We start from the raw sequence: 12,648 nt of genomic DNA on the forward strand, positions 1-12,648 counted from the left end.
TGTGATAATTAATCTTATATCTTGATTTTTCTATTTCATTTTTGAACTATGGGAACGGACATTGCGAGAGGGATTTGGGTTTATCAATCAGGTCGTAAGATAATTATCTTAAGAGTTTTTGTTAAAAAATCTCAAAAAATCCCACGGCATGAAATAGAGTTGGCTAAGAGTAGATTAGAAGAGGTGCTTGATGAAATTAATAACTCATAAAGAACTGCACGAAAAATGGATGAAAGATCCAGAATATCGAGCGGCTTACGAAGAAGAAACAAGAAAAGAGCGGTTGCAAGAAACTTTGCAAAAATGGCGGGAACATGCAGGTTTAACACGTCAAGAGATCGCCAAAATTATGGGAGTTAACCCCTCTACAGTAAGCCGAATGGAGTCAAACGTTGATAAAGCAAGTATCAATACGCTGGCTCGTTATGCCAGAGCATGTGGAATTGAAAATCCAACTATTGCATTGTAATTAATTGAGTTAATTATCTTAAAATTGTCAAATCAAGGGGCTTTTATAGTCCCTTGATTGCAGGTCGCTGCACGTAGGGAGACATCTATACAGTCAACACAAAAAAAGATAGATCTCAGATCACAAAAAAACATCATTATGTATTTCGAAAGTAAATAGTTAAATGCATATCCTGAGATAACCCACTCCCCCATATCTCTCTCTTCCTGCCAGACATCTCCCCCATCAACCAGTAGCGGCTCGCGCCCAGCTAAGGTATCATTGCCCGCTATACTATTGGCCACGCCCTTTACAATTGAATTTATGGCAAAAGAACAAACTGATCGCACCACACTGGATTTGTTCGCAGATGAACGCAGGCCAGGGCGACCGAAAACGAATCCGCTGTCCAGGGATGAGCAGCTTAGGATCAATAAACGCAACCAGTTGCGCCGAGATAAAGTCAAAGGACTGCGTCGGGTGGAATTGAAGCTCAATGAAGATGCCGTCGATGCACTGAACCATCTGGCAAAAGAGCGCAATATCAGCCGCAGCGAGCTGATTGAACAAATGTTATTAGCTCAACTGGCAGAAAATCACCTTACTAATTAACGGCTTTCACTCGACAGCATGAAACGACGTTACCACACAAATCTGACAGACTTGTCATTGATGTTTGGTCAAAATAACGCTTTTAATTTTATTAAAATTAACATTTTTCCTGCTGATTTCAGCGTGATGTGTATAGCTTAATACACAATTAAAATAAGAGGTTAACCCATTTTATGGCATTAATAGGTATATTCTTCGGCAGCGATACAGGCAACACAGAGAACATTGCCAAAATGATCCAAAAAAAATTGGGCGGTGCTGATGTTGCTGAAGTCCACGATATTGCCAAAAGCAGCAAAGAAGATATTGAAGCTTTCGATATCCTGCTGCTCGGCATTCCGACTTGGTATTATGGTGAAGCTCAGTGTGACTGGGATGATTTCTTCCCGACACTGGGAGAGATCAATTTCGATGGCAAACTCATCGCTCTGTTCGGCTGTGGCGATCAGGAAGATTACGCAGAGTACTTCTGTGATGGTATGGGTACGATTCGCGATATCATTGAACCTCTCGGTGCCATTATCGTAGGTCACTGGCCAACCGAGGGATATCACTTTGAAGTCTCCAAAGGCATGGCCGACGATAACCATTTTATTGGCCTTGCTATCGATGAAGATCGCCAGCCAGAATTGACGGATGAGCGCGTTGAAACTTGGGTACAGCAGATTAAGGCCGAGATGAGCCTGTCAGAAATTCTTGGCGTATAAGGAGCCAAGCTCCTTTTCACGGGATAATTCCTCAATAATGTGTCATGATATCGGGATAGGTGTGGTTTTCATTTAGAATATCCATGCCTATAATCTATAGCGTGAAACAGAATCATGATTCTCTCACGATACCCCCAAGTATCATAAGTTCACCTTACTAAGTTACAGGACTGAATCCGCATGACCGACAACAATAAAGCATTGAAAAATGCTGGACTTAAAGTAACACTTCCACGCCTGAAAATTCTGGAAGTGCTACAGGATCCAGAATGCCATCATGTCAGTGCGGAAGATCTCTACAAAAAACTGATTGATATCGGTGAAGAGATTGGCCTCGCCACTGTCTATCGCGTGTTGAACCAGTTCGATGATGCCGGCATTGTCACACGCCACAATTTTGAAGGCGGTAAATCGGTTTTTGAACTCACTCAACAGCATCACCATGACCATCTGATTTGCCTTGACTGCGGTAAAGTCATTGAGTTCAGTGATGAGTTTATTGAAGAGCGCCAGAAAGATATCGCTGAACGTTACGGGATCAAGCTGTCAAACCATAGTCTCTACTTGTATGGTCACTGTACTGCTGGTGATTGCCGCAAAGATAGCACGATGCATGATGAAAACTCATGATGAGAAAACACGACACAATAAGAAGTTATGACAATTATCCACTTCTGTGTCTCATTTAGTCTAATTAAGCTACTGCCGATTAGCTCAAGCTAATCGGCAGGCTGCTTTTTAAAAGAAATATCAGAGCGTGATTTTTACTTCTTCATCTCGGCTAAAACGCTTGCCATCAGTACTGACAGAGCGCACTTTCACATTACTGCTGACATGTGGGCGCTGCCTGTCATCGTAAATCTCCCATGTTTTACCGCCATCCAGCGAATACTGGATCGCTAGCCCCGGCAAGGCGATATTAGCTTCCAACGTCCCGGATACGATCCTTCCCCCAGGTACTGGCAACCGATACGCAATGTTAGCTTTATCCAATTTCGCCAGCTCATGCTGTCCCATCAAATTGGCAAAATCTATCCAGTCATTGTTGAGCGCATTGGTATCAACATAATGTGTTACGCCGCCCTTATATTCCCTGCCCTGCTGATAATTCTGTTCCCAACTCGCCTGATGCCATGCACGTTCCGCCAACGGCAACAAGCGCGGGTAAATCATATATTCCATCTGATCATCAGTACGCACAGTTTCGCTCCATGATTGCCCTGACAGCCCATAAGCTCCCGGCCAATGTTTGTTGCTCTGAGTATTGAAGCGGTTGCCATCGCGATCCACCGATGTTTCAGCGTTTTGTGGCATATTGTTCGGCGCAAAACTGAAAATTTTTGCTTCATCATTGAAGCGAGTTGCCCAATAGTAGCCGCGCTCTTTCGGACTAACTTCATACGGCATATCAAGGTAGACATAATCAGGGCTGGAAACGACCACTCGATAGCCCTTATTCGCCCAATCATTGGCGGAGTCATAGCCTCCCCAATAGAGTGTATCCCAGAAATTCACTGCCACATGCTTGGTCGCGAAGTCTTTTGCCGACTTCACATGTTTCAAGCCATCCTGCCATGCCTGCATTGTATCAATGCCATGAGTGTTGACGATCTTGCTGACTTCAATAGCAAAATGGCTGTCAAGTTCACTAACATCTTTAACAATGCCCTGCGCTATCATTTTCTGGCAAGCCTGAGATTTTGCCCACGGTTTGTCTTCTATTTTCTTGTTGATGATCCCCTTACCCGGTTCGATTGGACCATCTTTGTCCTGATACCCCGCTCCCAAACGAATGTTTTTCGCTTCATCACCACCAAAATGCCATGTGTTCAACGGTAATTCCGCTTCTTTGTGCATTAAAGCGATTTCGCTGATAATTTTGTCAATAAACCGCTTGGAGGAATCCATACACGGATTTAAATAACTGCGGCGATCGTAGAGCTGTACTGATGTCGCATTCGTGGTATCAGTCGGGTCAAGCAGGCGATATTCATTGGCCTCCTGCTCTTTCCCCTGCGCCATCAGATTTTTGTAACGGGCTTCCATCGACACGACCGCTGCACGAGCGTGAGCAGGGGTATCAATCTCGGGGATCACTTCTATCTGGCGCGCTTTTGCATATTTCAAGATATCAATGTAATCCTGACGACTAAAATAACCACTTCCCATATTATTGCTATCAGGCCCTGATCCTAACTGCGGCAACAAACATTGAGTTTCACTCAGATCATGACAGCGTTTGCTCCCGACTTCAGTCAGCTCTGGCAGACCGGGGATTTCCAGACGCCAGCCTTCATCATCGCTCAAATGGAAATGGAATTTGTTCAGTTTATAACTGGACATCTGATCGAGCAGACGCAGGACAGCTTCCTTACTGTGGAAGTTACGCCCAACATCCAAAAATATGCCTCGATATTCGAACCTGGGCGCGTCTTTTGCCGTTAGTGTGGCTATTGTAGGATCACCATTGGCAGGGAGCAGAGATAACAAGGATTGCAGGCCATAAAACACACCGGATTGATCAAAAGCGACGATTTGCGTTCCTTGAGTTGTGATATTCAGCGAATAAGCCCCTTGCACTCGCCAGTTGCCTGTAAATTTGTTTGCGTTGATCTGTGCCGCAATCCGATAGCCATTATCCGTTAGCTTGATATTGTGAGAGGCAAAGCGTTCTCGAATAACGTTGATTGATGCGTTGCTCAACCCGCCCAACTCCAATTTCACGCCACGGGATAGGTTCACATCTTGTGAATGGATAGTCAGCGTTTTAGGCGTCGGAATAACCTGTCCACGCAGTTGATCCCCGCTGATTTTTACCATCTGCTGGTTTTTTACAAAACGAGTTTCTGGGGTCATCTGGATATTGTTATCTGACGTAGTGCGTTTCCACTGATCACCTGTAAAATCAGATAAAAACGCACTCAGATCTTCCGTATCGGTATTCGCCAGTATTTTAGGCGTCGCATCACCGGAAGTGGCATACCAGCGTGGCATAAAATCTGTGCTGTAAATCTGCCAGTATTCTCCAAAGATCGGTAACAAGATTTTTTCATTGGCCTTGATACCGGTGAATTTTTTCGTCGGCTCCAGCTTATGTAAGTCACCCGTGATATGCGTGATTTTATATTGCTCATGATCGACTTTCAGGATCTGGCGAATACTGTGAAAATAGATCGCCCAGTCAGAGGAGTCGATCGCCTGATTGCCATTAGCCAATGTGATATGAACCTGATTACAGGAAGCCCCGTCCGCGCCTAAAATGGCACAATCAGTTCCATGTGCTCCTGCTTGATTATCCTTAATTTTGAAATTCACTTTTAATTGACTAAGCGAATCCACTACCTGCTGTGACGTCATTTCTGCATGAACACAGCCCATTAATCCAACTGTCGTGATGAGTGCTGCCAAGGTACGCAATTTAACGCTTTTCATGAATGACCTCGTCTGAACTTATTATTCTTTTATACCCTGCAACTTCAGATTTATCGGGTATAGCTGGGTAATGCTGCTTCTGTCAGTCAATACCGCGCTATAACAAACGCAGAAACAGCGACGACAGTCCATAAAAGATGCTAATTGGCATAGTTACAGTAAATGTAATATTTTTTCCGCCCAGAAGAACAGGCTATTTTTTGTACCACCAGTTATCAATAGCGAATAACCCTACATAAAATAAGACTATAAGGCAATTTTTAATCTTTAGTGGGGAGAGTCAATTTTCATTACAAATATTTTAAACATAAAAAAAGCGCGATAATAATCGCGCCTTTTTAATGTTTTGGTTATATAAATTAGCTCTGGTTATTCCTGAGAGATCTTTGTCCAAGTATCACGCAAGCCAACTGTGCGGTTAAATACCAGATGCTCTGCACTGGAGAGGCCGCTATCAGCACAGAAATAACCTTCGCGTTCGAACTGATAAGTTCTTTCTGGCTGTGCATTCACCAGCCCCGGCTCGGCAAAACCTTTACGCACGACCAATGATTCTGAATTGATTGTGGATAAGAAATCATCTTCCGCCCCTGGGTTTGGTACACTGAACAAACGGTCATACAGATAGAATTCCGCTGGCACGGCATGTACCGCACTCACCCAGTGAATCACACCTTTGACCTTGCGGCCGTCAGCCGGATCTTTGTTCAGTGTCTGCTCATCATAGTGACAGTAAATAGTGGTGATATTGCCTTCCGCATCTTTTTCAACACGCTCTGCCTTGATCACATAAGCATTACGCAGGCGCACTTCTTTGCCGAGCACCAGACGTTTGTACTGACGGTTAGCTTCTTCGCGGAAATCGGCACGGTCAATATAAACCTCACGGCTGAATGGAACTTCGCGGCTGCCCATTTCTGGCTTGTTAGGATGGTTCGGCATCGTCAGGATCACTTCACCTTCCGGCATATTCTCAATCACCAGTTTAACCGGATCAAGAACCGCCATCGCCCGTGGTGCATTTTCGTTCAGATCATCCCGGATACAGGATTCCAATGCAGCCATTTCGACGTTGTTATCCTGTTTGGTAACACCAATACGGCGGCAGAATTCACGGATAGCCGCAGCGGTATAACCACGGCGGCGCAGGCCGGAAATGGTTGGCATACGTGGATCATCCCAACCGTTGACAATATTTTCAGTCACCAATTGGTTGAGTTTACGCTTGGACATCACCGTGTATTCCAGATTCAGGCGAGAAAACTCGTACTGACGCGGATGGTAGTCAATCGTAATGTTATCCAATACCCAGTCATACAGGCGACGGTTATCCTGGAACTCCAATGTACATATTGAATGGGTGATCCCTTCCAGCGCATCGGAAATGCAGTGGGTAAAATCGTACATCGGATAGATGCACCATTTATTGCCAGACTGGTGATGCTCGGCAAATTTGATGCGATAAATCACCGGATCACGCATCACGATGAATGGAGATGCCATATCAATTTTCGCACGCAGACATGCTTTACCTTCAGCAAATTCACCGGCGCGCATCTTTTCAAACAGAGCCAGGTTTTCTTCCACACTGCGATCACGGTAAGGACTGTTTTTGCCCGGCTCTTTCAGCGTTCCACGGTATTCGCGGATCTGCTCAGGGCTCAGTTCATCAACATAGGCCAGACCTTTATTGATCAATTCAATGGCGTATTGATGCAGCATATCGAAATAATCAGAAGAGTAGCGAATATTGCCACTCCAGTGGAAACCCAGCCACTGTACGTCAGTTTTAATGGATTCTACGTACTCGATATCTTCCTTAACCGGGTTTGTATCGTCAAAACGCAGGTTGCATTGCCCCTGGTAGTCTTGCGCGATGCCGAAATTCAGGCAGATCGACTTCGCATGGCCGATATGCAGATAGCCGTTAGGTTCAGGCGGGAAACGGGTATGTACGGATGTATGTTTACCGGTTGCCAGATCTTCGTCAATAATCTGACGAATAAAGTTGGTCGGGCGGGCATCTGCCTCACTCATCATTTTATTCCTCAATGCAAAAAGCGCTTTAACATAACCTTCTATATTCTAATAAGCTGAACCGAGAAACAACTCTTTGTTAGTGGGAAATGGGGTTCGGGGCAAAGTTAATGCGGAAAAGCGGGAAGACAAACCCCTTCCCGCGACAATTAAGAGAAAATCTTACTTTAGTTCAACATTTGTTACGTATTTTTGAGCAACAAAATAAGCTGTTGGTTTAACGCCCATCAATAAAATCAACTCACACGATGACTGTTCAATACGGCGATCAGTTGATCCGCACAATAAACAATATGCTCTTCATCCCATGTAGGGTGCAGATACAAGCTGATTGTTCTCGGCAATAAAGAACGTGCAGTTTCACAGACGATATCACGGTAATTGACAGATTCAGGTGATGTGTATTCTTTCGAATGGAAAGGGAAATTGGCTGAACCAAACCCACGGAGCTCTCTGAATACTTTCTCACCATAGGCTTCAGGCCACTGGATTTTAAATGCCGGAATACCTATCTTTTTCAAATCACTCAGGATGATTTCAGCAGTGCAATCCAGTTTGGCAAGATCAAAAACAATGGGATATAACCAGTACGCATTGCATCTGTCTTCATTATTCAATGGCAGGCCGTGGATCAAGTCGATATCCGCAAATTTTTCATCGTAGATCTTCGCATATCGCTTGCGATTGTTCATATTCCAATCATCAAATCGCTCTAACTCGTTCAGACCGATAATCGATTGAATTTCAGTCATACGGTAATTGTAACCGATTCGATTATGCACATGCCACGAAACTTCTTCTAAAGCGAGAAGGTCAAATTTTCTCCGCACATCAAACCCATGATCACGATAAGCCCGGCATTCCCAACCTATTTCAGTATTGTTGGTCACGACCATGCCGCCCTCTCCCCCCGTAGTAAAATGTTTTGACTGGCAGAAGCTAAACGTACCGATATCCCCAATTGTGCCAGCCGATTTTCCTTTATATTTTCCGCCGAGACATTGTGCGCTATCTTCGATCACTTTGAGGTTATGCTGGCGGGCAATCGCCATGATTGGGTCCATATCAGATACGACACCATAAAGATGCACGACAATAATTGCTTTCGTGCGCGGTGTAATCAGTGCTTCTATCTTAGTGGGATCAATGGTGTGCTCTTCTGTCGTATCACAAAAAACAGGAATAGCGCCACATTGTAAAACAGCAAAGGAAGTTGCAATAAAAGTGTAAGAAGGCACGATAACTTCATCGCCGGGGCCAATATTCAATGCGCCAACAGCAATATTTACGGCAGAAGTCCCGGAATTACATGAAATTGCCATTTCTGCGCCAATCCAATGCGCAAATTTATTTTCAAATTCCATGCCTTTTTTTCCAGTCCAGTAATTTACTTGACCAGATAACAGGGGTTCTTGAATATCTTTCAGTGTTTTTTCTGTAAAACTTGGCCATTGTGGGAAATTCATAATTTTACACCTTAATATTTTTAAAATAGATAAAATTAATCCTATAAAATAAAGCACATAACTAATCAATCAGATTATTTCAATGTTTCTTTATCAATTTTGTATTTGCCACCATAATTAATGCACCAATAGCTAATATATAAAATGCTGTCTCTAGACCAGAATTTTGGGCAATAAATCCTATTAAAGCTGGCCCAATCATAATTCCAAAATACCCAAATGTGACAATAGAAGCGACAGCATGGCTAGGCAACATGACTTTTTGAGTTCCAGATATTGAACATAAGATGGGAACAATATTTGATGATCCCAATCCAATAAAGAAAAACCCAATCATAGATAGATTGAGAGTTCCTACATTAACAACGATAAGAAATCCAATGAAGATACTGAGTGTACCAACAAAAAATACTTTCCCCCTTCCTATTTTCGATATAACCCGATCTCCTATGAATCGTCCTATTGTCATCGCTGCTGCAAAGGCAGCATACCCAAATCCACTGAATGAAATATCAATATTACGCTCACTAACTAAAAATACTCCACTCCAGTCAATTACAGAACCTTCAATAATTCCCATTAAAAAACAAAGCAAACTCGCTACAATAATGATTCCCCGGGGAAAAACAATCTTTTTACTATCGCCATCCCCATGACTTTTATGACGACTAATAAGTCCAGAAAAAGAAAACAAAAATAACACAGACAATATAAAGGATATAATTAAGCATGCTGCAAGCGCTGAAAAATCCAAATAAAGTAATATCGATACACCCGCAGCACCAAAAATCCCCCCTAAACTAAAAAACCCATGAAATCCCGACATTAAATTTCTATTTGTATTTTTTTCGACTTCAACCGCCTGAATATTCATTGCAACATCCACTGTACCAATGGATGCACCAAATATAAAAAGCATGAAACCCAGTTGAGTGACATTAGGTGACAATATTAAAAGCGGTAAAGAGACAATAACAAAAATTCCTGAATATATAATAACCTTACGACAACCAAATAAAGTGGTAAGAAATCCTGTAATCGGCATCGAAACAATTGAGCCAAAACCAAGAAAAAGTAATAAAAAACCTAATTCTCCTGCATCAATATTTAAATCAGCCTTTACCAATGGTATAAGAGGAGCCCACGCAGCAATTCCCATACCTGCTGCCAAGAAAACAATTCTAGTAGAAATAACATTATTCATTAAGCATCTCAACTATAATATTGATATATAACCATTACGTTTCAGTTACTTATAAATATTTAACAGTAAATAATTTCAAATTTACACTTATAAGTTCATATGGACTCTGAAAGCATTAATCCCCATCTCAGCAAGCTTAATTTCATTCCAGTCATTAATTAGACCTATAACTGAATCAAACATTTTTTCTTTTCCACCAATCTGTATCACCTTACACCCTGCTGCTAATGCGCTTTGCACCCCAGCATAAGCATCTTCAAAAACTAAACAATCTTCAGCCGCAATATTCAAACGTTCTGCTGCCATAAGATAGGGATCAGGATAGGGCTTGCCATTCAGCACATCATCAGAACCAATTATGAAGTCTGGTATCTTAAGGCCACAAATCGCCATCCTATGATATGCAACTCGTTGGCTGGCAGAAGTGACTACAGCCCACGGACAAGCCGCTAAAGAAATCAGAAATTCTTTTGCCCCAGGCAATGCCTTAGCAGTATCAGAATATTTAATTTCTAAATCATCTAATAGCTGTATTTGTTCTTCCATATTCAAATGAGGAGCAATAGACGAAATAACATCTCTGGAACGAACACCATGACAAATATCCAACACTTTTTTTATGGATATATTGTTCAATTCGCACCATATAGACCAAATAGCTTCGACTTCTGAAAGTGATTTAACTAAAGTACCATCCATATCAAATAAAATAGCTTTTATATTAATAACTTCCATTACCCCTCCATAATAAAACACAAACATTATAAACACTATTTCATGCTAATTAAGGTGAATTATAATTAACTATAAAAATAATAAACCAATAAAAATAAATTAAAACCAACGCCAAATCGCTTATTGACGAATAAACTCAGATCACTTTAGGATCATTGATAATCCAGTAAATCTTAATAGAAAAAACCCCTAAAATCATAATGCTATAATTAATAATCGTCTTCATCAAACTCCAATTCTCCCTTGTATCCTCCCAAATAACAGGAAATTGATATAGTGTCTTCGAAAGCCTATTCATGAGGTAAATAATTTCAGCATCAAATGCATACCCCTTAATCCTTTGCTTAGAAAATACTTCTTTTGCCACATCAGACTTTAACATCTTGAATGGACACTGAGAATCAGAAACTTTACAGTTTAGTATTAAGTTAACAATTTTTAAAAAAAACTTACTTGTTATTTTTCGATATAGATTCGCTTTTGATTTACTCTTTGAGAATCGCTCTCCAATAACGAGATCAACATTGGACGTTTCAATTTTTTGATATGCACTAAAAAAATCACTCTCTTTTATTGGGAAATCAATATCAGTATAGAAAATATATCTTCCTTTTGCTAAATCAACTCCTCGTCTAATGCTATACCCTTTTCCATAGTTACCACAATTAGAGATAACCACAACATCAGAGTATTGTTGTTTTATTTTTATAATATCCAGATCATAGAAGTTATTTTTATTTGAATCATTAATTATAATAATTTGCACTTTCAATGTTTCTTGGATCTTCCTAATACGCTGGATAGTTTTTTCAATAATCAGATAATTTTCATTATATCTAGGTAGAATAATTGAAATATCAACATTATTCTCTACGTGATGAATTTTTTTATCCATGATAAGACCTTAGAGACAATATATTAATCCCCCAACAATAATTTACCCAGCTCTGTTAAATTTATGTTAGATGTGCCTTGTTGATTAACTTTTTTAACAGGAAAAGCTTTACCCGTTATAGATGTTGTCGGTAATCCTTGTTTATAAGCTGCCATTCGCTCTGTGATTTCCTGCTCAGTGATATCAGCCCGTGGAAAACAACAAAAATATTGGGCTAATCTGGGTTTATCAGAAATATTCGGTTTGTTTCCATGAGGCAGTGCACCATGAAAGATAACATAATCACCCGCTTTCAGTGGAATAGATTCAATTTTCATTCCTGTAATATCAGGGAATCTACTGTTATACCCTTCCGGTTGTTTTGATAGCCATTCATAGATCACCTTATGAAAACCGGGTACACACTGAAATCCCCCTGAATTGCCATCATCATCAGTTAAGCTCAGTAACCCTTGTATTTTTCTCTCTAGTGGTCGTTTCGAGACATCAATATCCCAATGAATAAAACCTTCATATTGCCAATCATCAATAACCGGGGGATTCATATTTACTCTATCAATACTGACTAATAGTTCTTTTGTACCAAAAATTTTTTCATATACAGAGTAAATTATTTGGTTTTGACGATTATCCCATAAAGCCTGATGATGATAAAAAGGAATACGACCCATTTCATCAATTCCTGAGCGAGAGCGAATATCTTTATCATAAAAATCAATATGATTTTCTTTATCCATTTCCAAAAAGCAAAATATAGCATCGACTGTTTTCTGGGTTTGCTCCCTGCTAACCGCTGATTCTATAACTATATAACCGTTATCATCCCAGCTTTTTAAATACTGTTCCATTTTTTCTTCAGAAAGAAATTCAGACATAATTCCTCCTACTTAATCAGGATATATTTTATAATATCTACCTCATTAAAAAATATTAAACTCATTAAATATTATACCCGCATATAATTTATGTGCTCTGCCAGATCTAAACTGACAATGATAATAATTACTGAGATAGACGTAAATATAGAAACAGAAAACAAACTTATCAGAAACAAGTTACCTTAAGCAAATTGAAATTCAAATAAAAAATATTTTTTTTAAAAAAAATTGAGA

General features: G+C 40.7%; 11 protein-coding genes and 1 pseudogene. 5 read left to right on the forward strand and 7 right to left on the reverse strand.

Features of this window, described 5'->3' with window-relative positions; translation table 11 throughout:
* Positions 1–45: 45 nt before the first annotated feature.
* The 5 genes and pseudogenes from PSI22_RS07945 to fur form a co-directional block, all read left to right on the forward strand.
* Positions 46–210: pseudogene (locus PSI22_RS07945) on the forward strand (type II toxin-antitoxin system RelE/ParE family toxin); the annotation flags it as partial.
* Positions 191–469, forward strand: coding sequence for a helix-turn-helix domain-containing protein (locus PSI22_RS07950; protein WP_273579298.1), 279 nt, complete (start codon positions 191–193; stop codon positions 467–469). The pseudogene PSI22_RS07945 and the gene PSI22_RS07950, both read left to right, overlap by 20 nt.
* Before the next feature lie 303 nt (positions 470–772).
* The gene (ybfE, locus tag PSI22_RS07955; protein ID WP_038182970.1) at positions 773–1,060 is read left to right on the forward strand and encodes a LexA regulated protein; all 288 of its coding nucleotides are present in this window, start codon (positions 773–775) and stop codon (positions 1,058–1,060) included.
* Positions 1,061–1,233: 173 nt separating this feature from the next.
* Positions 1,234–1,767, forward strand: a complete 534-nt coding sequence (gene fldA / locus PSI22_RS07960) for a flavodoxin FldA (RefSeq protein WP_273579299.1) — start codon at positions 1,234–1,236, stop codon at positions 1,765–1,767.
* Between the two features lie 180 nt (positions 1,768–1,947).
* Positions 1,948–2,397 (forward strand): ferric iron uptake transcriptional regulator, encoded by a 450-nt coding sequence (gene fur, locus PSI22_RS07965; protein ID WP_012987662.1) that lies wholly within the window; start codon positions 1,948–1,950, stop codon positions 2,395–2,397.
* Positions 2,398–2,517: 120 nt separating this feature from the next.
* Here the strand turns inward: fur and PSI22_RS07970 are convergent, their stop codons facing one another.
* The 7 genes from PSI22_RS07970 to PSI22_RS08000 form a co-directional block, all read right to left on the reverse strand.
* On the reverse strand, positions 2,518–5,199 hold the full coding sequence (locus PSI22_RS07970) for a beta-N-acetylhexosaminidase (RefSeq protein WP_273579300.1): 2,682 nt from the start codon (positions 5,197–5,199) through the stop codon (positions 2,518–2,520).
* A gap of 369 nt (positions 5,200–5,568) precedes the next feature.
* Complete coding sequence (glnS, locus tag PSI22_RS07975) at positions 5,569–7,236, reverse strand: glutamine--tRNA ligase (RefSeq protein ID WP_273579301.1); 1,668 nt, start codon at positions 7,234–7,236, stop codon at positions 5,569–5,571.
* 236 nt (positions 7,237–7,472) lie between these two features.
* Entirely contained in the window at positions 7,473–8,702 is a 1,230-nt protein-coding gene (locus PSI22_RS07980; RefSeq protein WP_038249180.1) for a DegT/DnrJ/EryC1/StrS family aminotransferase, read from the reverse strand.
* A gap of 79 nt (positions 8,703–8,781) precedes the next feature.
* Positions 8,782–9,906 (reverse strand): MFS transporter, encoded by a 1,125-nt coding sequence (locus PSI22_RS07985; RefSeq protein ID WP_273579302.1) that lies wholly within the window; start codon positions 9,904–9,906, stop codon positions 8,782–8,784.
* Positions 9,907–9,993: 87 nt separating this feature from the next.
* Positions 9,994–10,641: an HAD-IA family hydrolase gene (locus PSI22_RS07990; RefSeq protein WP_273579303.1), complete on the reverse strand. Its 648-nt coding sequence runs from the start codon at positions 10,639–10,641 to the stop codon at positions 9,994–9,996.
* 136 nt (positions 10,642–10,777) lie between these two features.
* Positions 10,778–11,536, reverse strand: coding sequence for a glycosyltransferase (locus PSI22_RS07995; protein ID WP_273579304.1), 759 nt, complete (start codon positions 11,534–11,536; stop codon positions 10,778–10,780).
* 23 nt (positions 11,537–11,559) lie between these two features.
* Positions 11,560–12,411 (reverse strand): phytanoyl-CoA dioxygenase family protein, encoded by an 852-nt coding sequence (locus tag PSI22_RS08000; protein WP_273579305.1) that lies wholly within the window; start codon positions 12,409–12,411, stop codon positions 11,560–11,562.
* Between the last annotated feature and the right edge of the window lie 237 nt (positions 12,412–12,648).

Source organism: Xenorhabdus aichiensis (assembly GCF_028598775.1).
GTDB classification, from domain to species: domain Bacteria; phylum Pseudomonadota; class Gammaproteobacteria; order Enterobacterales; family Enterobacteriaceae; genus Xenorhabdus; species Xenorhabdus bovienii.

Bases quoted from the DNA above. Each gene is read 5' to 3' on its own strand.
- PSI22_RS07995 (WP_273579304.1), bottom strand. From the start codon at position 11,536: ATGGATAAAAAAATTCATCACGTAGAGAATAATGTTGATATTTCAATT.
- PSI22_RS07950 (WP_273579298.1), top strand. From the start codon at position 191: ATGAAATTAATAACTCATAAAGAACTGCACGAAAAATGGATGAAAGAT.
- ybfE (WP_038182970.1), top strand. From the start codon at position 773: ATGGCAAAAGAACAAACTGATCGCACCACACTGGATTTGTTCGCAGAT.
- PSI22_RS07990 (WP_273579303.1), bottom strand. From the start codon at position 10,641: ATGGAAGTTATTAATATAAAAGCTATTTTATTTGATATGGATGGTACT.
- glnS (WP_273579301.1), bottom strand. From the start codon at position 7,236: ATGAGTGAGGCAGATGCCCGCCCGACCAACTTTATTCGTCAGATTATT.
- PSI22_RS07980 (WP_038249180.1), bottom strand. From the start codon at position 8,702: ATGAATTTCCCACAATGGCCAAGTTTTACAGAAAAAACACTGAAAGAT.
- fur (WP_012987662.1), top strand. From the start codon at position 1,948: ATGACCGACAACAATAAAGCATTGAAAAATGCTGGACTTAAAGTAACA.
- fldA (WP_273579299.1), top strand. From the start codon at position 1,234: ATGGCATTAATAGGTATATTCTTCGGCAGCGATACAGGCAACACAGAG.
- PSI22_RS07985 (WP_273579302.1), bottom strand. From the start codon at position 9,906: ATGAATAATGTTATTTCTACTAGAATTGTTTTCTTGGCAGCAGGTATG.
- PSI22_RS08000 (WP_273579305.1), bottom strand. From the start codon at position 12,411: ATGTCTGAATTTCTTTCTGAAGAAAAAATGGAACAGTATTTAAAAAGC.
- PSI22_RS07970 (WP_273579300.1), bottom strand. From the start codon at position 5,199: ATGAAAAGCGTTAAATTGCGTACCTTGGCAGCACTCATCACGACAGTT.